Genomic DNA, 23,746 nt, shown 5'->3' with positions numbered 1-23,746 from the left:
AATCTGAGCCATGATCAAACTCTTCAGTTAAGTAGACTGATCGGGTTTTGAGAAAACCCTAAACTTGGCTCAGCAATCGCAAAAAACTCATGAATTCACGAGTTACTTGTGTTGCTGATAATCTTGCGACATCAGACTTATCTCACAAGCACCCACACGAATTGCTTGATTCAACTTGTTAAAGAGCAGTTGGTTGCGACCGTGTCGCTAACCGAGGCGCGCATTCTACGCTGTCCTCACATCCTGTCAAGCGTTGATTTGAACTTTTTCGTTTCAACTCAACCACTTGCGCTTGCCTGATCGGTCTAACCAATCTCGGCAGCGGGAGGCGAATCCTACAGCATCCTGAGACGCTGTCAACCCCTCCGCTTCATCTCGCTGTCACCCGAAGGTGAGAGCCAAAAGGCGAAGAATCCGTAGACCCCTCGCCCGACTCAGACCTAAGTGCTTGATTTTCAAGCCGCTTCAGCGTCTGCGCCGGAAGTGGGGCGCATTATAGGGGAGTTTCAGGACAGGTCAACAGGTAATTTCAAGAATCTTTCAGCAGGGATGAAAAAGGCCACCAAAAGGCGAGCTGTCACCTGTGCGAGGTAAGATGCTGGCAGACCATGTTTCGAGGACTGCATGACTTCCATCCTGGCTCGCTATCGACAACAGCTGAGAAACACCCTGGGCGACTGGTTTCCCCGTACCACGCTCTTCCTTAAAGGAGAGCAGACGCCTAGCGGCCAGAAAAAGGTGCAACCGACCAAGGCCCGCAAACGGCAGGCCGATCCCAAAGTCTCGGTCAAGGCGGCGAACAGCGAGCAATCCGTTATACAGGCTACCCCGGCCATCCCCTCCCCCGCGGGCATCTATGGTCCCGCACTCACCATCAAGCGCTCCCAGGAGCAGCGGATGAAGGTACGGGTCGAGCAGGCCGTGGCTCAGGGCATCATCCAGCCACCCTCACCTGAGCAGTGGAAGATGATCCTCGCGCGGGCTCCGGCTACCCGTATCTTCGCGGGGGCCGGTTCGGGCAAGACCACGACGCTGGTGCTGCGAGTGGTGTTCATGCTGTGCCACCTCGACCTCCCGCGCGAGCAGCTGACCGTCATCTCCTTCACCAAGGCGTCCTGCGAAGAGTTGCGCGCCCAGCTCAAGCGCGTCCTGGCCTTCTGGGAGGCCCCGCTGGATGACGAGGCGGCACGCGAGCTGGTAAGAACCTTTCACTCGGCCCTGGCACAGTTGGCGCGCACCGAACTGAGGGCGACGCAATGGTTCGAGCAGCTGTCCAGCCAATCGAAAGGTGACGACGAACCGGACAACGGCATGCTGGCTGGCGCCAGCCTGAACGAGGCTCAACGGCAGCTCCTGATACAGGCCTACGAGCAATGCTACCGAGAGGACGCCGGCTTTCGGCGTCGGGTCCATCTGTTGCTGGAACTGGCGCCGCCCAATGAGGAGGAGCCACCCGGCGCGCCACCCTTGCAGCCCTTCGTCCTCAATGGCGAACGTCAACCCCAACCGCTGCCCGACCTCTTCTATGGCCAGGCCTCATTCGCCGAGACCCTGGGGTTGCGGGTCGGCTCTATAAAGAGCACTCAGCTGGAGTGCTCGACGCGGGACCGGATCTTCCTGGAGGCCATGCAGCAATTCTGGCGACACTTCGGCAAGCTGCTGAAGGAACAGCGGCTGATCACCTTCAATACCGCCTTCGCCGTGCTGACGGATCGCCTGGAAAAGAAGCCCAGTCGCGCCCTGATTGCCCGTCTGCAGCCCTTCACCCATTTGCTGATCGATGAATTCCAGGACATCTCGCCGCAGATCGCCCTCTGGCTGCAGCAGGTACAGCGCAGGCTCGCCGAGGAGCAGGCCGCGCCTTCGCTGATGGCCATCGGTGACGACTGGCAATCCATCTACGGCTGGAGAGGCAGCTCGCCGGAGCTGTTCATTCACTTCGACCGCTGGTTTCCAGGCCAGACGCCCAGCCAGACACTGATGCTGGGGACCAACTACCGTTCTTCACCGGACATCGTGGCGGACGGCGAACGCATCCTGACGCAGGTACGCCACAAGCAGCCCAAGAAGACCCAGGCCTTTCACGCGGCGGATGACCAGGGTCATGGGGTCAAGGTCGTGCCGCAATTCGATATCGCCCGCCAGTTGGCTGCGTTGCTGTACGAGATCGAGGCGCAACGGACCTATGCCGCGGAACGAGAGCGGCCGGAGCGGTGCGCGGTCATGGTGATGAGTCGCCTGAACGCGCCCTTGAAAGCCATCAACGAGCAGTTGGGACGTCAGCCAGGCGTACGCACCTGCACCATTCACCGAGCCAAGGGCCTGCAGGCCGAGGTGGCGATCGTGCTGGACGATGGCCAGCCCCAGCAGCCCCATCCGCTGCGCAACGCCCTCTATGCGACCAGCGGACACTTCCAGCAAAGCTATGACGACGCCATGGCGGACGAGGCGTTGCGCCTGAGCTATGTGGCGGTGACCCGTGGGGTCAGCCGGGTGCTGTGGTACACCCGGCAGCCACGAGGTGCGGCGGCGATATTGGCGGGTTGAGTCAGGTGGCGTGGCGAGTGCTGTCACCCGCCGCATGAACGCAGGATGGCTGCCGCACAGCACGGGCGGCAGCCAGACCAGACCACTACTCGATCACATCGAAATCCTTGAGGTGTTCTTCGGACAGCTCAAGGCCCAGACCGGGCTTGTCATCGTCGAGTTGCAGGTAGCCGCCGACCGGTTGGGGTTCGCCCTTGAAGACGTAGTAGAAGAGTTCGTTGCCTACCTCCACGTCGAATACCGGGAAGAACTCGGCCATGGGCGACGCGGTGCTGGCCATGGTCAGGTGGTAGTTGTGCATCTGGCCGGCGTGGGGGATGACCGGGACCGACCAGGCTTCGGCCAGGGCGTTGATCTTGCGCGCGGCGGTGATGCCGCCGACGCGGTTGGTGTCGTACTGGATGACGTCCACGGCGCGGCGTTCGAGCAGGTCCTTGAAACCGTAGGAGGTGAATTCGTGCTCGCCGCCGGAGATGGGCATGATGCCCATCTTCTTGAGTTCGACGTAGCCTTCGATGTCATCGGCGATGACCGGCTCTTCCAGCCAGCGCGGTTCGAATTCGGCCAGCTTGGGCAGCATGCGGCGGGCGTATTCCAGGGTCCAGCCCATGTAGCACTCCAGCATGATGTCGACGTCGGGACCAGCCAGTTCACGCAAGGCGCGCACCTGCTCGATGTTACGGCGCATGCCGGCGGGACCGTCCTTCGGCCCGTAGCCGAATCTCATCTTGAGGGCATCGAAGCCCTGGTTGAGATAGCCCTGGGCCTCTTCCAGAAACAGATCCAGATTGTCATTGGCGTAGAGCTTGGAGGCGTAGCAGGGGATCTTTTCCTTTGTCCGGCCACCCAGCAACTTGAACACCGGCTTGTCTACCGCCTTGCCCATCAAGTCCCAGAGCGCCAGGTCCACGGCGGAGATGGCGGCCATGCCGATGCCCTTGCGGCCCCAGGCGTGGGTGCGGCGATACATCTTCTGCCAAAGGTATTCGTTGTCGAAAGGATCCTGGCCCAGGACGATGGGGGTCAGGTAGAGGTCGATGATTTCCTTGGCCACCCGCGGCGCCAGGGCGCAGTTGCCGAGGCCGACCAGGCCGCTGTCGGTTTCGATCTCCACCACCAGCCAGCCGTGGAAGCGGAAGGAGCCCATGGCGTCGCCGCGCTCATAGAGGATGTCGGTGGCGTTGGTGCAGAAGTGCGCCTGAGGCGGGACGACCTTGCCCTTCCATTCGAAGACGCGGGTGCGAACGCTGGTGATTTTCATGTTGAGGTTCCTTTTTCGAGCATGAGTAAGGCCGTCCGGCCCCAGGGACCGGTTCGGCGGATTCGGGAGGCGCCTGGACGCCTCGGCAGCTATCAGTGGCGGGAAGCGCCCAGGCGGCAGGCGATCTCGAAGGCCTGACGGGTCGCACCGACATTGGCGCGGCCCTGACCGGCGATGTCGAAGGCGGTGCCGTGGGCGGGCGTGGCGATGGGAATGGGCAAGCCGCCCTGCACCGTGACCCCACGGGAGAAGCCCATCAGCTTGATCGCGATCTGGCCCTGGTCGTGGTACATGGTCACCACGGCGTCGAAGGCGCGGGCGTCGCCCTGGACCTTGAGAAAGATGGTGTCCGCGGGATAGGGGCCGTCGGCGGCGATGCCCAGCGCCCTAGCGCGCTCGACGGCCGGGCCGATGAGGTCGATCTCCTCGCGGCCGAAGCTGCCGTTGTCGCCATTGTGCGGATTAAGGCCGCAGACACCGATGCGCGGTCGCGCCAGGCCGCTGCGCTTGAGTTCGTTGTCGATCAGCTGGATGGCTTCGATCACCCGCTCCTGGCTGAGCAAGCCAGGGACATCCTTCAGGGCGACATGGGAGGTCACCCGCGAGGTCCAGAGATCGTCGAGCACGTTGAATTCGCAAAATGGCCCCTGGTAGCCGAGGTGCTCGGCGAACCAGTGCAATTCGTCGTTGTGGCCCATGCCTGCCAGGTGCAGGGAGGTCTTGTTCAGCGGACCGAAGAGGATGGCGTCAGTGTGACCCGCCTGAGTCAGGTCGAGGGCGACGGCCAGGGTGTCCAGGCTGTAGCGGCCGCCGACGACACTGGCTTCGCTGCGGGGAAAGGCGCCTTCCGCAGCGCCCCGGTAGGGATACAGCAGGGGTACGTCGTCCTGAAAATCGAGGGCATCCAGGCTATCGATGGGGCGGTAGGGATATTCGCAACCGGCGATGCGCATGCCGGCGCGGGCCTCCTCCTCGTCGGCGATCAGCACCAGGCGGGCGCGGCTGCGCACCTCGGGATCGGCCAGCAGGCGGGCGATCAGCTCGGGGCCGATGCCGGCCGGATCACCCAGCACCAGGGCCAGGCGGGGAAGCGTGGAATTGCTCATGCGGAAGTCCTCAGGTAGGTGTCCAGGCGAAAGACGTCGGCCACCGGGCGATACAGACGCTGGGCGGTGTCGTGGAAGAGTTGGCGCTGGGCCGTGATGGGCAGGTCGGCCACCAGACGCTTGAAGCCGCCGATGATGGTGTCGTAGCTGCCGCACAGACGATCGACGGGAAAGTTGCTGGCGAACATGGCGCGTTCCGCGCCGAAGACGGCGATGGCCTCGTGCACGATCCAGGCGTTGTCTTCGGCGCGCCACGGCTGGCCGGCGAGGCCCAGGCCGGAGATCTTCAGCGCCACGTTGGGCCATTCGGCGAGGCGGGCCAGGGCCGCGCGCCAGGCGGCCAGACCTTCGGCGCTGCGGTCGGACGGCAGCCCCGTATGGTTGAGGATCAGCTGGGTGGCCGGGAAGTCCCGCGCCAGGCGACAGGCTTCGTCGAGATTCCACCAGGGCGTCTGCAGGTCGAAGTGCAGGCCGTGGCGCTGCAGTTCGGCGTAGCCCTGGCGCCAGCGCTCGTCGCTCATCAGGGTGCGCTGGCTGCCCACCTCTTCCGGGCGCGCCGGGCCACCGGGCTTGTGTCTGACGCTGCGCACCCGTTCGAAGGCGGCCTGGGCGGCGAGCAGCTCGGCGGCGTCTGCCGCATCCAGCCAGGCCTGGGCGACCACCGCATGGGGCGCGCCATGGCAGCGTGCCAGGTCATGGACGTAGCGGGTCTCGCCCAGGGGATCGCGCGGATCCCACTCGGTCTCGACATAGACGGTCTGGACCACCTCATGACCGGCCGCGTCGGCCAGGTAGTGCTCGGGCAGATAGTCAACCTTGATGGCGCTGTAGTCGCCATAGCGGAAGGGGATGGTTTCCGTGCCTGACAGCCAGGGGTGGAAGTTGCGCCGGGGCTCCCAGAAGTGATGATGGGCATCGACGATGGGGCCGTCATAGAGCTCAGCCATGCTGCACCTCCCGCTGGTCCAGGGCGATCAACAGGGTGCCGAGGATGAACAGGCCCGAGCAGAGAGCGAAGAAGCCCAGCACCGCGGGATAGCCACCCAGGTGCTGCAGCAGCAGGCCGACCAGGATGGGTACGGCGATGCCGCCGAGGCTGCCGGCCAGGTTCATCACCCCACCGATAAGGCCGACGCGTGCCGGCACCGCCAGCAGCGCCGGGAAGCTCCAGTAGAGGCTGCCCCACATGAGGAAGAAGGCGGTGAGCGACAGCAGCGCCACGGCGGCATAGGGATCGGTCAGCCGCGGCAGCAGCAGGAAGGCCGCCAGCGCCACCAGGCCGGAGCAGGACAGCAGTGCCTTGGCGGCGAGGCCACGACGCACGCCCTTGCGCACCAGCAGGTCGCAGAGGAAGCCACCGACCAGGGAGCCGGCCGCCCCGCAGAGGAAGATGACGAAGGTAGCGGCGCCGATGCCCTTGATGTCGAAGCCGCGGGCCTGGGCCAGGTAGCTGGGCCCCCAGGTCAGCAGGCCGAAGAAGACCATGGCCCAACTGGCGCGACCGATGAGGATGCCGGCCAGGGAGCGACGGGCGATGCCCAGGCCCCGGGCGCCGGCCTTGGCCGCCTGGGCCACCGAGGTGGTGCGACCTTCGTTGATGCGCGCCAGCTCGGCGGCATTGACCCCGGGGTGGGCGGCTGGGTCGTCCCGAAGATAGCGCCAGGCGAGCCAGGCCATGGCCAGGGTGGCGATACCGGCGATGAAGAAGGCGGTGCGCCAGGAACCGAAGACGGCGATCAGGTAGGCGATGAGCAGTCCGCCCAGGGCCACGCCCAGCGGTCCGCCGCAATCCATCAGCACCGCGCCACGGCCGCGCTCGCTGGAAGCCAGCCAGAGGGAATTGAGCTTGCCACCGGCCGGGAACAGCGGCGCCTCGGCGGCGCCCAGGGCGACCCGGGCGAAGATCAGCGACAGCCCGCCGGTGGCGAAGGCGGCGAGGGTCTGGAAGACGCCCCAGAGCCCGGTGGACCAGCCGATGACGCGGCGCGGGCCGTAGCGATCGATCAGCCAGCCGCCGGGAATCTGCAGGAGCGCATAGGCCCAGAAGAAGCTGCTGAGAATCAGCCCCTGGGTGGCCGGCGTCAGCTGGAATTCGCGGGCGATGGTGGGCATGGCGATGGACAGCGACACGCGATCCACCAGGTTGATGACCGTAAGGCCGAAGATGATGGCGAAGATGCGCCAGCGGACGCGGGAAGCCTGGAGCGCCGTGGGCACGGCGGCTTCGCCGAGGCGTGAGGAACGGGACGTCGAGAGCATGGCATGGACCCCTGGGATTCTTGTTATGGGTGTTCAGCTGCCGGCTGGCGAGGTCGACTATCAGCCGAGGGGCGATAACCGTCTAATCAAATCTGCGCATAGGTGTATAGCTGCAGGATATAGGTCGGTTTTCGCTCGTCGCTACAGCCCTTTTGCCGTGCGGAGTCAGATGAAGAGCAGCGCCAGGCATAACCCCAGGCTATAGGTGCATGCCTTCTTTTGACTGGTCAGGATCGCCGGGTGCTGCGCACACTCGGCCCACCCAAAACAACGACAAGAAAGAGGTAGTCCCATGCGCAGCACTCTCCTGCTCGCCGCCCTCCCCCTGTGCCTGGCCGCTGTGGTGGCTCCCGTCGCCCAGGCTGCCTGGCAACCCGAGGGCAAGGTGGAGATCGTGGTCGCCGGTGGTCCCGGTGGCGGCACCGACCAGCTCGGCCGACTGATCCAGTCGATCATCACGCAGCACAGGCTGCTCGACGCCAGCACCGTGGTGATGAACAAGGGTGGCGGCAACGGCGCCGAGGCCTTCCTGGAGATGAAGATGGCCAAGGGCGAGGCGGACAAGCTGGTCATCGCCACCAACAACGTCTATCTGCTGCCGCTGACCGCCAAGCTCGGCTACCAGCTCGCCGACCTCACCCCGGTGGCGGCCATCGCCGAGGATGACTTCATCCTCTGGAGCTACGCCGACGCGCCCTGGAAGGACGCCCAGGGCTACCTCGACGCCATCAAGCAGGATCCGGCCGGCAAGCGCATGGGTGGCAGCCAGTCCAAGGACGTCGACCAGACCCTGACCCTGCTGCTCAATCGCACCGAGGGCACCAAGCTCACCTACATTCCCTTCAAGAGTGGCAGCGAGGCGGCGACCCAGCTGGCCGGCAAGCACATCACTTCCAACGTCAACAACCCCAGCGAGAGCCTGAGCCAGTGGCGCGGCGGCCAGGTGGTGCCGCTGTGCGTGTTCAGCCAGGCGCGCATGACCTATACCGCCAAGGTCACCGAGACCCAGGCCTGGACCGACGTGCCCACCTGCAAGGAGCAGGGGCTGGGCATCGACCAGTACCGTTTCCCGCGCACCGTGCTCTTGCCGGGCGGGGTCAGCGAGGAACAACGGGCCTTCTATGTGGAACTGCTGCGCAAGGTCAGCCAGACGCCGGAGTTCAAGGCCTACATCGAGCGCAATGCGCTGGTGCCGACCTTCCTCGAAGGCCAGGCGCTGCAGGACTACATCGCCCAGGACACCGCACGGGTCACCCCGGTGTTCGAGGACGCGGGCTGGCTCAAGCGCTGATCGGCGCACCGACACAGGAGAGACGGCCATGGCCGGAGATTCTCTGATCACCACCCGCTGGGTGGAACTGGGGTTGGCGGCCTTTACCGCTGGCCTTGGCGGCATCGTGATGGTGGGCAGCCTGGAACAGGGTATCGGCTGGGGCGATGCCGGCCCCGAGCCGGGCTACTTCCCCTTCTACATCGGCCTGCTGCTGACCCTGGCCAGCCTGGCTACGGCGCTGCAGACCCTGTGGCGCTGGCAGGCGCTGCGCACCAGCTTCGTCGAACGCGCCGCCTTCGGCCAGGTGCTGCGGGTGTTCCTGCCGATGCTGGCCTTCGTCGTCGCCCTGCCCCTGCTGGGCCTCTATCTGACGGCCTTCCTGTTCATCGCCTGGTTCATGGCACGGGATCGCCAGCGACAAAGGCGCTATGGCGTCTGGCAGATCCTCGCCACCGCCGGCGGCGTGAGCCTGGCCAGCTATCTGATCTTCGCCCTCTGGTTCAAGGTGCCGCTGGATGCCGGCCCCCTGGCCGACCTCGCCCGCCTGCTGAGGAGCCTGTCATGAGCGAATTCGACTCCCTGATGCACGGGATGAGCCTGATCCTGTCCTTCCATCACCTCGCCCTGATGGTGATCGGCGTGCTGCTCGGCATCCTGGTCGGGGTGCTGCCCGGCCTGGGCGCGCCCAATGGCGTCGCCCTGCTGCTGCCGCTGACCTTCACCATGAGTCCGACCTCGGCCATCATCCTGCTCTCCTGCATGTACTGGGGCGCGCTGTTCGGCGGCTCCATCACCTCGATCCTGTTCAACATCCCCGGCGAACCCTCGTCGGTGGCCACCACCTTCGATGGCTACCCCCTGGCGCGCCAGGGTCGTGCCGGCGAGGCCCTTACGGCGGCTTTCACCTCGGCGCTGCTGGGGGCCCTGGTCGGGGTGCTGCTGCTGACCTTCCTCTCCAGCCGCATCGCCGCCTTCGCCATGGAATTCAGCTCGCCGGAGTTCTTCGCCGTCTATCTGCTGGCCTTCTGCACCTTCATCGGCATGAGCAAGAATCCACCGCTGAAAACGGTGGCCGCCATGATGATCGGCTTCGCCATGGCGGCGGTGGGCATGGATACGGTGTCGGGCAATCTGCGCCTGACCTTCGACCAGCCGGCACTGCTGTCGGGCATCAGCTTCGAGGTGGCGGTGATCGGCCTGTTCGGCATCGGCGAGATCCTCTGCACCGTGGAGGAAGGCCTGGTCTTTCGTGGCGAGCAGGCGCGCATCACCCTGCGCACCGTGCTCGGCACCTGGAAGCAACTGCCGCGCTACTGGCTGACCTGGCTGCGCAGCGCCCTGGTCGGTTGCTGGATGGGCGTGACGCCCGGTGGCCCTACCGCCGCCTCCTTCATGAGCTACAGCCTGGCGCGGCGCTTTTCGAAGAACCGCGAGGGCTTCGGCAAGGGCGAACTGGAAGGGGTGATCGCGCCGGAGACCGCCGACCACAGCGCCGGCACCAGTGCCCTGCTGCCGATGCTGACCCTGGGCATTCCCGGCTCCGCCACCGCCGCGGTGATGCTCGGTGGCCTGATGATCTGGGGCCTGCATCCGGGGCCGACCCTGTTCGCCGAACAGCACGACTTCGTCTGGAGTCTGATCGCCAGCATGTACCTGGGCAACGTGGTCAGCCTGATCGTGGTGCTGGCGACGGTGCCGCTGTTCGCCGCCATCCTGCGCATCCCGTTCTGCATCATCGCGCCGATCATCTTTACCGTCTGCGTGATTGGCGCCTACTCGGTGCACAACAGCCTGTTCGACGTCTGGCTGATGCTCGGCTTCGGCATCCTCGGCTATGCCTTCAAGAAGCTCGGCTATCCCGTCGCCCCCTTGGTGCTGGCGGCGGTGCTTGGTGACAAGGCCGAAGACGCCTTCCGCCAATCGATGCTGTTCTCCGATGGCCAGCTGAGCATCTTCTGGTCCAACCCGCTGGTGGGCAGTCTGACCACCGCGGCGTTGCTGATGCTCTGCTGGCCGTTGCTCGCGCGGGGCCTGCAGGCGCTGCGCCTGGGCCAGCCGCGGGCCAAGGTACGGCCGTCGTGAACGCCCCGGCCTGGCGCGGACGCACCCCACCGACGCCAGGCCCGGGCTCATGCGCTACCCTAGCCGGCTCCCCTGCCCCAAGGTCCGCCAGCATGACGCGCATTCCCGATGCCCATACCATCCACAGCCGTCTGCGCCTGCGCCAGTTGCGGCTGGTGCTGGCACTGGCGGAATTCGGCTCGCTGCGCCGCGCCGCCGACGACATCGGCATGACCCAGCCGGCCGCCACCAAGATGCTGCACGAGATCGAGAGCCTGCTGGGCGTGGGGCTGTTCGAGCGGCTGCCGCGCGGCATGCGCGCCACGGCCTTTGGCGACACGGTGATCTACTACGCGCGGATGGTGTTCGCCGAACTCTCGGGCATGCGCGAGGAGCTGGTCGCGCTGGAATCGGGCAATCTGGGCCGGGTCGCCGTGGGCGCCATCCCGGCGCTGGCCTCGGGCCTGCTGACCCGCACTATCGCTACCCTCAAGCAGAGCCATCCGCGGCTGTCCATGTCCATCCAGGTGGACACCAGCGACGTGCTGGTCCAGGCGCTGCTGCAGGACCAGCTCGACGTGGTCCTGGGCCGCATTCCTACCGGAGCCCGCGCTGAGGAATTGCTGTTCGACAGCCTCGGCGAAGAGGTGCTCTGCGTGATCGCCGGCGCCCAGAATCCCCTTGCCCAGGCCACTCACCTCACCTGGGGCGAATTGCAGGAGCACACCTGGGTGCTGCAACAGCACCCCAGCCCGATGAGGGCCATCATCAACCAGGCCTTCCACGATGCCCGGGTCGACATCCCCGGCAGCATCGTCGAAACCACCTCCATCATGACCCTGCTGGCGCTGCTGCAGCAGACCGACATGCTCGGCGTGACGCCGCTGTCGGTGGTCAACGACTATCCCGGCCGGCACCTGCTGGCGGTGCTGCCCATCGCCTTCGAACCGCGCCTGCCGCCCTATGGACTGATCCGTCGCCGCCACCGGGTGCAGTCCTCGGCCATGCAGACCTTCATGGCGGCAGTGCGCAGCGAGCATGGGCGACTGCGCCAAGACGACGCCTGAGCGGATGGCGACTGGCCTGGCCGCTGATCGCCCGAAACCCTTTGTTAGACGCCTTGCTTGGCCCGCCCCTTGCAAATTCCCCTGCAAGGCCGACCGCGATCGGCCAAGAACGATTTCCGCTGCCCACCGACTATCCGCTGACTGCAGCCGCTATCCGCTGGCTGCAATCGGCAGGAAACAAAAGGGTGCGCGGGGCCACGCCTGTGTGCAAGGAGGTAACAATGACCCAAGACGTCACGCCCTCCGAAAGCGGAGAGCGCTTTCGCCAGACCCGGCTGTTCTGTTCGAGTAGCCTGCAATTTCTCGTGGCCGACCGGGATGCGGCCTGCCAGGGTGTCAGCAAGGTGTTCAAGCCCCACGAGCTGAAGCCGGTGCACCGCGGCGACAGCGTCAGCGCCAGCCTGCACCACGTCAGCCGCGGGCGGCTGTCGCTCAATCGCCTGGAATACGGCACCGACGTCGACATCGATCCGCAGTGCCTGCAGGACTTCTACCTGATCCAGATTCCCCTCGCCGGTGGCGCCAACATCCAGTGCGGCGCGACGGACTTCCAGTCCTCACCGCACCTGGCCGCCCTGCTCTCGCCGGAATTGCCGGTGCGCATGAGGTGGTACGGCGGTGCAGCCCAGTTGGTGCTGCGCCTGGAGCGGGCCGACCTGGACCATCATTGCGCCCAGCACCTGCCCCAGCAGGGCCGCCTGCCGCAATTCGATCCGCGCCTGGACCTGCGCCAAGCCGGCGGCAGCTACTTCCTACAGTTGCTCGGCCTGCTCATGGAAGGCCTGGCGGACCCGGCGCATCCGATCCACCAGCCGCTGGTGCTCAAGCAATTCGAATCCTCGCTGCTCAACGCCCTGCTCTATGGCCAGCCGCATTCGCTGCATGGCCAGCTGGAAGGCACGCGGGAGCGCAACGTCTCGCCCTACTTCATCAAGCGCATCGAGGCCTATATCGCCGAGCACCTGCACGAGCCGCTCAGCGTGGAAACCCTGGCCGAACATGGCGGCGTCAGCGTGCGCACCCTGTTCGCCGGCTTCCGCACCTATCGCGGCACCACCCCCATGCACTATCTGCGCGACCTGCGCCTGGAGCGGGTCAACGAAGAACTGCGCAGCGGCCGGGTGGAATCGGTGACGGACACCGCCTACAAATGGGGCTTCGCCCACCTCGGCAGGTTCGCTCAGGAATACAAGCGCCGCTACGGCGAGTCTCCTTCGGAAACCCGCCGCTTTCGCGGGGCGCTCTCCAGCTAGTTGAGACGCCGTCCCGCCAGGGTCTGCGACGGCGTCTCGCCGAACGCCTGGCGGTAGTCGCTGGCGAAGCGCCCCAGGTGCTCGAAGCCCCAATCCAGGGCGATGCGCGAGACGCTCGCGCCGTCACGACGCGCCAGCAGCAGGCGCCGCACCTCTTCCAGCCGTAGCCGCTTGAGATAGGCCATGGGCGGCTGGCCGTGATAGCGGCGGAAGCTGGCATAGAGCTTGGACCGGGATACGCCGGCCACGCGCTCCAGACTCTCCAGCGAGGGACTCTCCCGCGCATGGGCTTCGAGATAACGCCGCGCCCGCAGGAGAAACTCGGGATAGCCCGTCCCTACGCCTTCCTCCAGAGCCGCGGAGTAGTTGTGCGGCTGGGCCAGCAGCAGGCCCTTGAGCAGCATCACTTCCAGGTCGTTGGCCAGTGCTGGCTGGCCGTAGAGCGCCTGGACAGCGCTCCAGCCGTCCAGCAATTGGCGCACCCCCTGCCACCACGCCGCGACCGCCGGGCGCGCCAGTTCCATCTCGCCGGCAAAGCTCAGGGGCGCCGCCAAGGGCCGGCCCAGCAGGCCCTCCGCCACCTCCTGTAGGGCTTCGCGGCGGATCACCACCTGCAGCTTGAGGCAGTCGGCGGCCATGTCCAGCCGCTGCCATTCGTGGGGCGCGACGACCATCCCGCACTGACTGTCGGAACGCACGCGCGCGCCGCGGCTGGCCAGCGACTGGCGCCCCTGCAGCGGCAGGCTGAGGCTGTAGGCATCCAGGGCGTCGATGCCGATCTGCACCGCGGCGCCATAGCCGATCCGCCCCAGCACCGTGGCTCGGCCCGGCAGTCGCAGTCCTTGGTGATGGAAACTCAATTCGGCGCCGCTGCGGGTTTCCAGGCGATGCGGACCGGCCACCGCGCTCATCCAGCGACACGCCTCGGCGACCTGGCCACTGTGCGTCTGCACCTCGAAATTCGTCTGCTGCATGCTGGGCTCCTCCGCTGGCTGGTTCCATGCTGCACGCCGCGTGCCGCCGCCACTATCCGCAGAGTGCAGGCCAGTCCGGCGAGCGAAAAAATTCGGCTAGCGATCAGTGAAAAAGCGGATAGAGGGGTTGGGGTGGCGGGGCTTCAATCGAGGTGAGTCTCACTCTAGAGGACACCCCTGATGAGCACCCGCAGCATTGCCCAATGGCAGGATTACATCCAAGGTTGCCTGGACTTCCGTCCGGCCGACGGCGTCTATCGCATCGCCCGCGACCTGTTTACCGAACCCGAGTTGTTCGAACTGGAAATGGAGCTGATCTTCGAGAAGGTCTGGATCTACGCCTGCCACGAAAGCGAGATTGCCAAGCCCCACGACTTCGTCACGATGCGCGCCGGCCGCCAGCCGCTGATCATCACCCGCGATGGCAACGGCGAGCTCCACGCGCTGATCAATGCCTGCCAGCACCGTGGCGCCACCCTTACCCGCGTGGCGCGCGGCAACCAGTCCACCTTCACCTGCCCCTTCCACGCCTGGTGCTACAAGAGCGACGGCCGCCTGGTGAAGGTCAAGGCGCCGGGCGAGTACCCCGATGGCTTCGACAAGGCCACCCGCGGCCTGAAGAAGGCGCGCATCCAGAGCTACAAGGGCTTCGTCTTCGTCAGCCTGGATACCCAGGGCAGTGACTCCCTGGAAGACTACCTGGGCGACGCCAAGGTCTTCTTCGACATGATGGTGGCCCAGTCGCCGACCGGCGAGCTGGAGATCCTGCCGGGCAAGTCCACCTACACCTACGACGGCAACTGGAAGCTGCAGAACGAGAACGGCCTCGACGGTTATCACGTCAGCACCGTGCACTACAACTACGTCTCCACCGTGCAGCACCGCCAGCAGGTCAATGCCGAGAAAGGCGGTGCCAGCAGCACCCTGGACTACAGCAAGCTCGGCGCCGGCGATGCCGAGACCGACGATGGCTGGTTCTCCTTCAGGAATGGCCACAGCCTGCTGTTCAGCGACATGCCCAACCCCACGGTGCGCCCCGGCTACGCCAGCGTGATGCCGCGCCTGGTCGAGGAATACGGCCAGGCCCGCGCCGAGTGGATGATGCATCGCCTGCGCAACCTCAACATCTACCCCAGCCTGTTCTTCATGGACCAGATCAGCTCCCAGCTGCGCATCGTGCGGCCGGTGGCCTGGAACAAGACCGAGATCATCAGCCAGTGCATCGGCGTCAAGGGCGAGGCGCCCGCCGACCGCACCAACCGCATCCGCCAGTTCGAGGACTTCTTCAACGTCTCCGGCATGGGTACGCCCGACGATCTGGTGGAATTCCGCGAGGCCCAGCGCGGCTTTCAGGCCCGCCTGGAGCGCTGGAATGACATCTCCCGCGGCCATCATCGCTGGACCGCCGGCCCCACCGTGAACAGCGAGGCCCTGGGCATCCAGCCGGTGCTCACCGGTACCGAATTTACCCATGAAGGCCTCTATGTGAACCAGCACGGCGCCTGGCAGCGCTTCCTGCTCGATGGCCTGGCCAACAAAGCCCTGCAACCGACGGAGGTGTCGGCATGAATCCTGATCTGCAATACGCCGTGGAACAATTCCTCTATCGCCAGGCCGCGCTCTGCGATGCCCAGGACTGGGACGCCTATCTGGCGCTGTTCGAGGCCGACAGCGTCTTCCACCTGCCGCAATGGATCAGCGAGCACGAGTACGTGACCGATCCCACCCAGGGTCTCTCCTATATCTACTACGCCGACCGCTCCGGCCTGGAGGACCGGGTGTTCCGACTGCGCACCGGCAAGTCGGCCGCCTCCACGCCACTGCCGCGCACCCTGCACCAGATCAGCAACGTGCGCGTCGCCCGGGCTGACGACGGTCTGCTGGAGGTGCGCGCCGGCTGGCTGACGCTCTATGCCCGTCATGGGGTGTCCGAGCAGTTCTACGGTCAGGTGACCTATCACCTGCGCGAGGTGGACGGCGACTTCCGTATCGTCCGCAAGCAGGTGCTGCTGCTCAACGACGTCATCAACTCCGTACTCGACTTCTACCATCTCTGAGGCCACCGCCATGAGCCACAACGTCGCTCTGAGCTTCGCCGACGGCAAGACGCTGTTCATCGCGGTGAAGCCCAACGAACTGCTGCTGGACGCAGCCCTGCGCCAGGGCATCAGCCTGCCGCTGGACTGCCGCGAAGGCGTCTGCGGCACCTGCCAGGGGCGCTGCGAAGCCGGCGCCTACAGCCAGGATTACGTCGACGAGGAAGCCCTTTCCGAGCGTGACCTGGCGCAACGCAAGATGCTCGCCTGCCAGACCCGGGTGACGTCCGACGCCGCCTTCTATTTCGACCACGACTCCAGCCTCTGCCATGCCGAAGAGCCCGAGCGCATCAGTGCCCAGGTGATCTCGGTGGAGCTGGTCTCGGCCACCACCGCCATCCTGCATCTGGACGCCAGTTCTGCCCCCCGGCAGCTGCAATTCCTACCCGGCCAGTACGCCCGGCTGCGTATCCCCGGCACCGATGACTGGCGCGCCTACTCCTTCGCCAACCGGCCCAATGCGCAGAACCAGCTGCAATTCCTCATCCGTCTGCTGCCGGATGGGGTGATGAGCAACTTCCTGCGCGAACGCTGCCAGCCGGGCCTCAACCTAGAACTGGAGGCACCCCTGGGCAGCTTCTATCTCCGCCAGGTGGAGCGGCCGCTGGTGCTGGTGGCGGGCGGCACGGGCCTGTCGGCCTTCCTCGGCATGCTCGACGAGATGGCCGAGAAAGGCGGCTGCGGCCAGCCGGTGCGGCTGTTCTATGGCGTCACCCAGGAGCAGGATCTCTGCGAGGGCGCCCGGCTGGAGGCCTACCGCGCGCGCATCGCCGACTTCGACTACCAGCCGGTGGTCAGCCAGCCGGGTCCGGCGTGGCAGGGCCTCAGCGGCTATATCCCCGAGCACTTCGACCGGCGCTTCCTCACCGACCAGGCCTGCGACCTCTATCTCTGCGGCCCGCCGCCCATGGTCGAGGCGGTCAAGACCTGGCTCGACCAGCAGGGGTTGGGCGAGGAGACGCGGCTGTATAGCGAGAAGTTTTTGCAGAGTGCGTCTTCGCGTTAACGCTGCGCTGCCTCTTTCAATAAGCCCGACAGCTCGCCTGCCGGGCTTCGCATTTGTAAGTCGGGCTGAAACAGCTACACCTTCGAAGCCCGACAGCTCCTCTTCCAGCGGCATTAATCGGCGTCTACCTCTTGGCATGAATCGCTTTGGTGAGAGGTCTCTGTTGGGCTTCGCTGCGCTCAACCCAAGCTACCGCTCAACGCGACGATTCCGATAGGTTGGGTTGAGACAGCTCCATCGTCGAAGCCCGACAGCAACCATTCTTCCGGCGGCATCAATCGATCTCCACCGCTTGGCCTGGATCGCTTGGCGGGGCCTCTCTGTTGGGCTTCGCTGCGCTCAGCCGAACCTAACGCGGCCCTTGGCAGTCACCGCTCCATCGCGGCGATGGTAGCCTCAAGACAGTCGTTACCCAGGTGAGGGCCAGGATCCCACCGGAGCTGAAGGGCCGAACGCCTGCTCGGCTAGCCCCCTCTCCCCTCGGGAGAGGGTTGGGGTGAGGGCACGCATCGCGACGGATTCCAGTGGAAAAGGCTGCGCCGTTTTCCACGCTACGGTTATCGACGTCTACAGAGGTGAGTGATGCCGTAGGAGCGGTCGCTACGGCGGAACGCTATAGCCTCGATGGGCCGGAGACTGGAATGAGACGGCGCAACCGTCCAAGACCAATAGGACCATAACCTCCGGCGCCAACCCCGCATCGTCTGCCGCTATATCTGAACCACCTGGACACGCCCTTGGTTGAGCTTCCCGCCCAAACGCCGTGCAAAAAAAGCCTGCCATCCCCGGCAGGCTTGAAAAGGACGAAGGGAGCTGAACTCCGTCCGGTCAGAAGTGATGGATGTAGCGCACCTGCACCCGGCTGCCCTCCGGACGGTTCTCCGCGTCCTGCTCGAAATAGGCGTTGGCCACCAGGTGGTCGTTCTTGGAGAAGCTGTACATGGCGCCGGGGCCGATGGCCCAGACTTTCTCGCGGCGCCCGGAGACGTCGTGGCCGTCGACCTGGGTGTCGGTGATCTGCTTGAGCCAGTAGCCGTTGATGCCCAGGCGCAGTTGCGGGGTGACGGCGTATTCGGTGGCGAAGTTGGCGTGCAGCGCCTGGCCGGCCTGGATGTCGGAGACGTCGCCGAAGGCATAGCTCGGCTTGTCGTTCTTGAAGTTGTAGAGGTAGTGGGCGCGCACCGAGACGGTCCAGTTCGGGGTGAACCAGTAGGTGGCGGCCCAATAGGGGTCGAACGACCAGGCATGGTTGCCGGGGTTGATGTCCTTGTCGCGGTCGTACTCGCCGGTGGGCACGTTGATCTGGAACTCGACACGCTGGACGAACCGCGGGCCATTGGCGCCCATCACCGGATCGAACTGGATGAAGGGTCCTATCAGCAGATCGCCCACGCCACCCTGGTCCTTGAGCGCCGCGTTGTTCAGGCCGTCGTCGACCTTCATCCGCGTCACCACCGGCAGCAACATGTTCAGACCCAGGTTGCCGTTGCCCAGGCGCAGGTCCGATACGTAGCTGAGCTGGGTCACCGATACCTGGTAGTCCAGCCTGGTCTTCGGCAGCCCCAGCTTGTCACCGTTTTGATCGGTCAGCCGATGGCTGCTGTAGTTCTGGAAATACTGCTGCAGGTACCAGCCGTTGCCCGCAGGCAGACCGCCGTCGAGAAAGCTGGTGAGGCCGAGGTTGACCACCGGCAGGTCATAGGCCTGGGCGGTTCCGGCAACCAGGGCACCGGCGAGGGAAAGATAGCGAATCCGGGTCATGCAAGGCTCCTTGAATACGGCTGTTCGTGCTCGCGAAAGGCAGATTCGAAAGGGCAGCGCCCGCCGATCGAGTGGAATCGACGGGCGCTGCCGAGGCTCAGGCGCTCAGCGCCGGATGCGCGCTGGCGACCCGGTACTGGCCGGCGTGGAAGACCAGCGGTTCTCCGCCGCTGTGTCGGTAGTGCTCGATCTCGCCAAGGAAGATCAGGTGGTCGCCACCCTCGTACTGGACGTGGTTGCGGCAGATCAGGGTGGCCACCGCCTCCTCCAGCAGCGGTACCCCGGCGGTGCCCTCTACGTGAGCGATGCCGGCGAACTTGTCCTCCGCCGGCCGGGCGAAGTGGCCGGAGAGCTGGTGCTGGTCGCTGCCCAGTACGTGGATGGCGAAGTGGCTGGCGGCCAGGAAGTCCGGCAGGCTCGGTGCCTGACGGGCCAGGCTCCAGAGCACCAGCGGCGGCTCCAGGGACACCGAGGAGAAGGAGTTGGCGGTCATGCCCACCTTGCGGCCATCGCGACCGCGGGTGGTGATCACGGTGACGCCGGTGGCGAACTGCCCTAGCAGGTTGCGCAAGGCGCGTGGATTGGTCGGATCGGCGGCGATGAGTTCGAGTGCGTCTAGGGTCATGGCGAGTTCCTCAGGCGGCCTGGCTCAGGCGTTCACGGATGAAGGTCTGGCAGGCATCCGCCTCGAACCACCAGGGCGCGAAACGCCGGGGATCGTCGAAGGCGTTGACGATGTTCGAGGCGATGGCCTGGGACTGGCTGGCGGCGCCGAGCAGGTCGAGGATGTGCGGTGGTGGCGGGGTCAGCAGGCTGTTGGTCCACTTCACCACCTCGCCGGCATAGTCCCAGTAGCGCTCGAAGGTCTGGTGCATCCAGTCAGGGGTGAAGGCGGCGTCGCCCTGGGCGAGGATGGCCTCCAGGTAGACCTTGCTGCACTTGGCGGCATTGTTGGAGCCCTGGCCGGTGATGGGATCGTTGACCACCAGGGCGTCGGCCATGCCGAACACCGGCCGGCCCGAGGGCAGGCGCAGCACCGGCTTGCGCACCATGGGCGTGAAGCGCCCGGCCAGCACGCCGCCGGCATCGGTGAGCTCCAGGTTCTGGCAGCGCTCGGCCTCCCAGGGCGCGAAGCGGCGGACGATCTCCAGGCTGCGCTCCAGGTGCTGTTCCGGCGAGGTGACGTCCTGCCAGCAGTCCATGGGGCCGCCGGGGATACCTTCGAAGACCATGATCTCGCAGGGTCCGCTCAGGGTCAGCGCGGGGAAGACGAAGTACTCGCCCACGCCGGGGATGAGATTGAAGGCCACCCGCGAATAGGGCGACATGGGCGTCATGCCCTTCACGTAGGTCAGCGCCAGGGCGCGTTGCGGCTGCTGGAAGACGGTGCGCTCGGTATCCCGGGCGAACAGGTTGACCACCTCGCCCTTGCCGGCGGCCAGCAGGGTCAGGTCGTGGCTGGCACTCAGGGTTTCCAGCTCGGCCAAGCCGACGTCCTGGATGATCAGCTCGCCACCGCGGCGCTCGAATTCGTCCATCCAGGCCGGCATCTTCAGGCGCTGGTCCACCGCCTGGGCATAGCGCTCCAGGCGGGCGCTCCACTGGAAGGCGGGACGGTCTGGGTGCACGGGATCGGGGACGGCCAGGCCGATGCCTTCCACCGCGGGGCATTGGTCTTCCCAGAAATTCAACCCCAGGTCGCGCTCGGTCTGCAATGAGGTGTTGAACATGCACTGGCTGGACATGACCTTGCCAGCGCGCACCTGCTCGCCGGTGCGGTTGGTGGTGAGGGTGACATGATAGCCCTGGGCGAGCAGGCCCAGGCCCAGTTGCAGGCCGGCCTGGCCGGCCCCGACGATGGCGATACGACGCATGGAGGTTCTCCGGGGAGTCGAGTTGCGGGTGGGGGTGAAGCCGTTGAACAGGCGCCAGAAGGGGTTCTGCATGGCATCACTCCCGTTCGGCGAGGCGTGGAATGGCCGGCTGGTTGCGCTCCGGTCCCATGACCGAATAACCACCGTCCACGGCGTAGTCGGCGCCGGTGACGAAACTCGCCGCCGGCGACAAGAGGAAGGCGACCACCTGGGCCACTTCCGCCGGCTCGCCGAGGCGGCCGAGCAGATGGAAGTCGGCGGCGACGCGGTCGGCGTGAGCGCGATCCCCGCCGCTGACCTCGGCGATCACCCGCGACCAGGTCCAGCCCGGCGACACCGAGTTGACGCGGATGCCGTCCGCCGCCAGGTCCAGCGCCATGCTGCGAGTCAGTTGCTTGAGCGCCGCCTTGGACACCGGGTAGAGCCAGCGACCGGTCTGGGCGCAGTCGGCGGAGATGGAGGTGAAGTTGACCACGGCCCCGCGCCGCGCCTTGAGGTCGGGGTGCAGCGCCTTGGCCAGCATCACCGCCGACACCAGGTTCACGTCCAGCGCCTTGAGCCAGTCGCCGCGCGACGACTCCAGGCCATCGTCGAGATAGGTACAGGCCAGGTTGACCAGGCCAGCCACCGCGCCGAAGCGTTCGCGGATGGCAGCTATCGCGAGCGCCAACGCCGCATCGTCGGTCAGGTCCACGGTCAGGAAGAACGCCGCTTCGCCGAGCACCTCAGCACCGGCCGCGCCGTTCGGGTCGATGTCCAGCAGGGCCACCCGAGCGCCTGCCGCGACCAGTGCCTCGGCCACCGCCTGGCCGATCAGGGTGGCACTGCCGCTGATGACCACCGTCTTGCCATCGAGGGAATGCAGACTCATGGCCTCACTCCTCGATGGACTTGCCTGCGCTGGAAGCCCAGCTCGGCATCAGGGTGTTGGATGGCAGCGTCTCGTCGAGCAGCTTGTGCGCGGTCTCGGCGCCCGCCACCGGTAGCCCCTGGGGGTCGAGCAGGCCGATCTGCACCAGCACGCTGGCCTGATCCCAGTAGATGTGCTCGTGGTAGAGCTTGGGTCCGCGAAACTTCACCACCCCCAGCATGGGGATCTCGACATGGCGGCCGGTCGGCGCGACGCCCGGCAGCATCCAGTCGATGGCCTCGTCGTGGGTGAAGCTCATGACGAATTCGTCGACGATCTGCGAGGCACCCACGGTGCGCGAGATCGGCGTGAGCTTCATATCCTTGGGATTGCCATGCACGAAGTGGTAGCGATAGAAGCGCGCCAGTTCGCGATAGCCGACCCCGCCGGTCATGGTCGGGATATGGTTGACGTAGGGCTCGGGCACCATGGTGGCCATGGTTGCCGGCACGTCGCGGGTATCGAATTCGTGGCGGATGTGCTCTTCCCACAGCGCCGACAGGTTGTAGTCGGGGCCAAGGGTGCGGCGCAGCGCGGCGATGGTGCGCTCATGGGCCAGCAGCGCGGCGGGCTTGTCGTAGTGATGGCCGGCGGGCCGGGCGAAGGCATGGTCGACGCCGGGGTAGACGTAACCCTCGGTACCCGGCCGCTCGGCCAGGGCCGCCAGGATGGCTTCCCGCGCCGGCGCCGGACAGAATTGGTCGGCCTCGGCGAAATGCAGCACCAGGCGCCCACTCAAGCCTTCCAACTCGCCCAGGGCCTTTTCGATACCGACTCCGTAGTAGCCGACGGCGCAAGCCACTTGGCGCAAGCGGCAGGCGGCCAGGTAGGCCAGCTTGCCACCCAGGCAGTAGCCCACCACGCCGAGCCCGGCTTCGCTCACTTCGGGCAGGCTACGCAAATGGTCGAGGGCGGCGCCGATGTCCACCACGCCCAGTCCCTCGTCGAAGGCCTGGTAGTGGCCGAAGGCCTTCTCGAAATCCTCGGGGGTGTAGCCCAGTTCGATGCGCGGCGCCTGGCGCCAGTAGAGGTCCGGCACCAGCACGCTGTAGCCCTCCTCGGCCAGTTGGTCGGCCACGGCGCGCATGGCGGCGTTGACGCCGAAGATCTCCTGGCACAGGACGATGCCCGGACCGCGACCGTCGATGGAGGGCACGAAGTAGGCGTCGAAGGCGCCGGACGGCGCAGGTACGTGGATATAGGATCCGGTCATCGCAAGAGACTCCAGGTTGCTCAGGTCTGGAATCATCTTCGGCGCGGTGCGCGCTGCGGGGCTGTCCGCAGACTGCCGCGACCATCCCCTTGGCGCAGCTAATTACGCGGCGGCCGCCACCCGGGCGTCGGGTGAATCCCGCCCAGGCCACGGCTGGTCGGGGCTTCAGGCCTGTTGCGCAGCGGTCTCCTGCACCAGCGCCAGACAATGCGCCAGCAGCGGCGAGCGATCGCCGGCCCGGTAGCTGATGACGATGGGCGAAACCGCCTGGGTATCGCTCAGGGAGACGTAGTCGATGTCGTCGCGGTGCAGCCGGCGCACCGAGGCCGGCACCAGGGTGATCCCCAGTCCGGCCGCCACCAGGCCGATGGCCGTCTGCAATTCGTTGGCCCACTGCGCCACGCGGATGTTCACTCCTTCGCGAGCGAACAGCGCCAGCACGTGGTCGGCATAACTGGGTCGTGGCGCGGAGGGATAGAGCACGAAGGGCTCTTGCGCCAGGCGTGCCAGACTCACCGGCGCGCCCAGCAACGGATGCCCGGCCGGCAGCACCGCCACCAGCGGGTCCTCGTGCAACACCTCCTGTACCACCGCGGCATCCTCGATGCGGATGCGACCGAAACCGATGTCGATGCGTCCGCTCTTGAGCGCCTCCAGCTGCTGCAGGGTGATCAGCTCGGACAGCCCCAGCTCCAGCCCGGCATCGGTGCGCAGTCGGCGGATCAGTTCCGGCAGGGCGCCATAGAGGGTGGACGGCGCGAATCCGATGCCCAACCAGCGCTTGCGCCCCTCGGCCACCCGCCGGGTGCCGTCGCGCACCTCGTCCAGCTGCGCCAGCAACCGACTGCCGTGTTCCTGGAAATAGCGCCCGGCCTCGGTGAGGCGCAAGGGCCGGCCGCGCTCCAGCAGGCTCACCCCCAGCTCTTCTTCCAGTTGCTGGATCTGCCGGCTGAGCGGCGGCTGGGCCATGTGCAGGCGTTCGGCCGCGCGGGTGAAGTTGAGGGTCTCCGCCAGGACCAAGAAGTACCTCAGATGCCGCAGCTCCATCATACCTCCAGGGTATCGTAGAACACGCAACGGATATT

General features: G+C 66.0%; 20 protein-coding genes. 9 read left to right on the top strand and 11 right to left on the bottom strand.

The window, feature by feature from the left end:
• Nucleotides 1-624 precede the first annotated feature (624 nt).
• On the top strand, nt 625-2,547 hold the full coding sequence (locus PSK12I2_RS0107035; protein ID WP_027597830.1) for a UvrD-helicase domain-containing protein: 1,923 nt from the start codon (nt 625-627) through the stop codon (nt 2,545-2,547).
• Between the two features lie 85 nt (nt 2,548-2,632).
• On the opposite strand, the gene PSK12I2_RS0107030 is transcribed toward PSK12I2_RS0107035, so the two are convergent.
• From PSK12I2_RS0107030 to PSK12I2_RS0107015, 4 genes are all read right to left on the bottom strand, one after another.
• Nucleotides 2,633-3,808 (bottom strand): L-rhamnonate dehydratase, encoded by a 1,176-nt coding sequence (locus tag PSK12I2_RS0107030; RefSeq protein WP_027597829.1) that lies wholly within the window; start codon nt 3,806-3,808, stop codon nt 2,633-2,635.
• Nucleotides 3,809-3,900: 92 nt separating this feature from the next.
• Nucleotides 3,901-4,914: a 4-hydroxythreonine-4-phosphate dehydrogenase PdxA gene (locus tag PSK12I2_RS0107025; RefSeq protein ID WP_027597828.1), complete on the bottom strand. Its 1,014-nt coding sequence runs from the start codon at nt 4,912-4,914 to the stop codon at nt 3,901-3,903.
• Entirely contained in the window at nt 4,911-5,861 is a 951-nt protein-coding gene (locus tag PSK12I2_RS0107020; protein ID WP_027597827.1) for an amidohydrolase, read from the bottom strand. The genes PSK12I2_RS0107025 and PSK12I2_RS0107020 overlap by 4 nt, the downstream gene beginning before the upstream one ends.
• Nucleotides 5,854-7,173 (bottom strand): MFS transporter, encoded by a 1,320-nt coding sequence (locus PSK12I2_RS0107015; protein ID WP_027597826.1) that lies wholly within the window; start codon nt 7,171-7,173, stop codon nt 5,854-5,856. Before PSK12I2_RS0107015 ends, PSK12I2_RS0107020 begins: the two co-directional genes overlap by 8 nt.
• Nucleotides 7,174-7,465: 292 nt before the next feature.
• Between PSK12I2_RS0107015 and PSK12I2_RS0107010 the strand changes: the two genes are divergently transcribed.
• From PSK12I2_RS0107010 to PSK12I2_RS0106990, 5 genes are all read left to right on the top strand, one after another.
• A complete protein-coding gene (locus tag PSK12I2_RS0107010) occupies nt 7,466-8,464 on the top strand; it encodes a tripartite tricarboxylate transporter substrate binding protein (protein ID WP_027597825.1) in 999 nt (332 codons plus the stop codon).
• Nucleotides 8,465-8,492: 28 nt separating this feature from the next.
• Nucleotides 8,493-9,011, top strand: coding sequence for a tripartite tricarboxylate transporter TctB family protein (locus tag PSK12I2_RS0107005; RefSeq protein ID WP_027597824.1), 519 nt, complete (start codon nt 8,493-8,495; stop codon nt 9,009-9,011).
• Nucleotides 9,008-10,528 (top strand): tripartite tricarboxylate transporter permease, encoded by a 1,521-nt coding sequence (locus PSK12I2_RS0107000; protein WP_027597823.1) that lies wholly within the window; start codon nt 9,008-9,010, stop codon nt 10,526-10,528. Before PSK12I2_RS0107005 ends, PSK12I2_RS0107000 begins: the two co-directional genes overlap by 4 nt.
• A gap of 92 nt (nt 10,529-10,620) precedes the next feature.
• The gene (locus tag PSK12I2_RS0106995) at nt 10,621-11,574 is read left to right on the top strand and encodes a LysR family transcriptional regulator (protein ID WP_027597822.1); all 954 of its coding nucleotides are present in this window, start codon (nt 10,621-10,623) and stop codon (nt 11,572-11,574) included.
• A gap of 221 nt (nt 11,575-11,795) precedes the next feature.
• Complete coding sequence (locus PSK12I2_RS0106990; protein ID WP_027597821.1) at nt 11,796-12,827, top strand: AraC family transcriptional regulator; 1,032 nt, start codon at nt 11,796-11,798, stop codon at nt 12,825-12,827.
• On the opposite strand, the gene PSK12I2_RS0106985 is transcribed toward PSK12I2_RS0106990, so the two are convergent.
• Nucleotides 12,824-13,801 (bottom strand): AraC family transcriptional regulator, encoded by a 978-nt coding sequence (locus PSK12I2_RS0106985; protein ID WP_027597820.1) that lies wholly within the window; start codon nt 13,799-13,801, stop codon nt 12,824-12,826. The genes PSK12I2_RS0106990 and PSK12I2_RS0106985 overlap by 4 nt on opposite strands.
• Before the next feature lie 180 nt (nt 13,802-13,981).
• Here PSK12I2_RS0106985 and antA point away from each other — a divergent pair, with 180 nt between their 5' ends.
• The 3 genes from antA to antC are packed head-to-tail and all read left to right on the top strand — an operon-like array spanning nt 13,982 to nt 16,903.
• Entirely contained in the window at nt 13,982-15,370 is a 1,389-nt protein-coding gene (gene antA / locus PSK12I2_RS0106980; RefSeq protein WP_037007555.1) for an anthranilate 1,2-dioxygenase large subunit, read from the top strand.
• Nucleotides 15,367-15,858 (top strand): anthranilate 1,2-dioxygenase small subunit, encoded by a 492-nt coding sequence (gene antB, locus PSK12I2_RS0106975; protein ID WP_027597818.1) that lies wholly within the window; start codon nt 15,367-15,369, stop codon nt 15,856-15,858. Before antA ends, antB begins: the two co-directional genes overlap by 4 nt.
• 10 nt (nt 15,859-15,868) lie before the next feature.
• Nucleotides 15,869-16,903, top strand: a complete 1,035-nt coding sequence (gene antC, locus PSK12I2_RS0106970; protein ID WP_027597817.1) for an anthranilate 1,2-dioxygenase electron transfer component AntC — start codon at nt 15,869-15,871, stop codon at nt 16,901-16,903.
• A gap of 828 nt (nt 16,904-17,731) precedes the next feature.
• On the opposite strand, the gene PSK12I2_RS0106965 is transcribed toward antC, so the two are convergent.
• The 6 genes from PSK12I2_RS0106965 to PSK12I2_RS0106940 all read right to left on the bottom strand — a co-directional run bounded on the left by PSK12I2_RS0106965 (nt 17,732) and on the right by PSK12I2_RS0106940 (nt 23,708).
• Nucleotides 17,732-18,664: a transporter gene (locus PSK12I2_RS0106965; protein WP_037007554.1), complete on the bottom strand. Its 933-nt coding sequence runs from the start codon at nt 18,662-18,664 to the stop codon at nt 17,732-17,734.
• A gap of 97 nt (nt 18,665-18,761) precedes the next feature.
• Nucleotides 18,762-19,289, bottom strand: coding sequence for a flavin reductase family protein (locus PSK12I2_RS0106960; RefSeq protein ID WP_027597815.1), 528 nt, complete (start codon nt 19,287-19,289; stop codon nt 18,762-18,764).
• Between the two features lie 10 nt (nt 19,290-19,299).
• On the bottom strand, nt 19,300-20,538 hold the full coding sequence (locus PSK12I2_RS0106955) for a styrene monooxygenase/indole monooxygenase family protein (RefSeq protein ID WP_027597814.1): 1,239 nt from the start codon (nt 20,536-20,538) through the stop codon (nt 19,300-19,302).
• A gap of 76 nt (nt 20,539-20,614) precedes the next feature.
• A complete protein-coding gene (locus PSK12I2_RS0106950) occupies nt 20,615-21,409 on the bottom strand; it encodes an SDR family oxidoreductase (RefSeq protein ID WP_027597813.1) in 795 nt (264 codons plus the stop codon).
• 4 nt (nt 21,410-21,413) lie between these two features.
• Nucleotides 21,414-22,661, bottom strand: coding sequence for a dienelactone hydrolase family protein (locus PSK12I2_RS0106945; protein WP_027597812.1), 1,248 nt, complete (start codon nt 22,659-22,661; stop codon nt 21,414-21,416).
• Between the two features lie 165 nt (nt 22,662-22,826).
• Nucleotides 22,827-23,708: a LysR family transcriptional regulator gene (locus tag PSK12I2_RS0106940; RefSeq protein ID WP_027597811.1), complete on the bottom strand. Its 882-nt coding sequence runs from the start codon at nt 23,706-23,708 to the stop codon at nt 22,827-22,829.
• Nucleotides 23,709-23,746 lie beyond the last annotated feature (38 nt).

The organism is Pseudomonas sp. MOIL14HWK12:I2 (assembly GCF_000510745.1).
GTDB classification, from domain to species: Bacteria; Pseudomonadota; Gammaproteobacteria; order Pseudomonadales; family Pseudomonadaceae; genus Chryseomonas; species Chryseomonas oryzihabitans.
The sequence above is the reverse complement of the archived record's forward strand: the minus strand, read 5'-3'. Positions and strand labels throughout refer to the sequence as shown.

Excerpts from the sequence above, each read along its gene's own strand:
- antA (WP_037007555.1), top strand. The coding sequence starts at position 13,982 with ATGAGCACCCGCAGCATTGCCCAATGGCAGGATTACATCCAAGGTTGC.
- PSK12I2_RS0106960 (WP_027597815.1), bottom strand. The coding sequence starts at position 19,289 with ATGACCCTAGACGCACTCGAACTCATCGCCGCCGATCCGACCAATCCA.
- PSK12I2_RS0106940 (WP_027597811.1), bottom strand. The coding sequence starts at position 23,708 with ATGGAGCTGCGGCATCTGAGGTACTTCTTGGTCCTGGCGGAGACCCTC.
- antB (WP_027597818.1), top strand. The coding sequence starts at position 15,367 with ATGAATCCTGATCTGCAATACGCCGTGGAACAATTCCTCTATCGCCAG.
- PSK12I2_RS0106965 (WP_037007554.1), bottom strand. The coding sequence starts at position 18,664 with ATGACCCGGATTCGCTATCTTTCCCTCGCCGGTGCCCTGGTTGCCGGA.
- PSK12I2_RS0107000 (WP_027597823.1), top strand. The coding sequence starts at position 9,008 with ATGAGCGAATTCGACTCCCTGATGCACGGGATGAGCCTGATCCTGTCC.
- PSK12I2_RS0107010 (WP_027597825.1), top strand. The coding sequence starts at position 7,466 with ATGCGCAGCACTCTCCTGCTCGCCGCCCTCCCCCTGTGCCTGGCCGCT.
- antC (WP_027597817.1), top strand. The coding sequence starts at position 15,869 with ATGAGCCACAACGTCGCTCTGAGCTTCGCCGACGGCAAGACGCTGTTC.
- PSK12I2_RS0106955 (WP_027597814.1), bottom strand. The coding sequence starts at position 20,538 with ATGCGTCGTATCGCCATCGTCGGGGCCGGCCAGGCCGGCCTGCAACTG.
- PSK12I2_RS0107015 (WP_027597826.1), bottom strand. The coding sequence starts at position 7,173 with ATGCTCTCGACGTCCCGTTCCTCACGCCTCGGCGAAGCCGCCGTGCCC.
- PSK12I2_RS0106945 (WP_027597812.1), bottom strand. The coding sequence starts at position 22,661 with ATGACCGGATCCTATATCCACGTACCTGCGCCGTCCGGCGCCTTCGAC.
- PSK12I2_RS0106985 (WP_027597820.1), bottom strand. The coding sequence starts at position 13,801 with ATGCAGCAGACGAATTTCGAGGTGCAGACGCACAGTGGCCAGGTCGCC.
- PSK12I2_RS0106950 (WP_027597813.1), bottom strand. The coding sequence starts at position 21,409 with ATGAGTCTGCATTCCCTCGATGGCAAGACGGTGGTCATCAGCGGCAGT.
- PSK12I2_RS0107030 (WP_027597829.1), bottom strand. The coding sequence starts at position 3,808 with ATGAAAATCACCAGCGTTCGCACCCGCGTCTTCGAATGGAAGGGCAAG.
- PSK12I2_RS0107025 (WP_027597828.1), bottom strand. The coding sequence starts at position 4,914 with ATGAGCAATTCCACGCTTCCCCGCCTGGCCCTGGTGCTGGGTGATCCG.
- PSK12I2_RS0107005 (WP_027597824.1), top strand. The coding sequence starts at position 8,493 with ATGGCCGGAGATTCTCTGATCACCACCCGCTGGGTGGAACTGGGGTTG.
- PSK12I2_RS0106995 (WP_027597822.1), top strand. The coding sequence starts at position 10,621 with ATGACGCGCATTCCCGATGCCCATACCATCCACAGCCGTCTGCGCCTG.
- PSK12I2_RS0107020 (WP_027597827.1), bottom strand. The coding sequence starts at position 5,861 with ATGGCTGAGCTCTATGACGGCCCCATCGTCGATGCCCATCATCACTTC.
- PSK12I2_RS0107035 (WP_027597830.1), top strand. The coding sequence starts at position 625 with ATGACTTCCATCCTGGCTCGCTATCGACAACAGCTGAGAAACACCCTG.
- PSK12I2_RS0106990 (WP_027597821.1), top strand. The coding sequence starts at position 11,796 with ATGACCCAAGACGTCACGCCCTCCGAAAGCGGAGAGCGCTTTCGCCAG.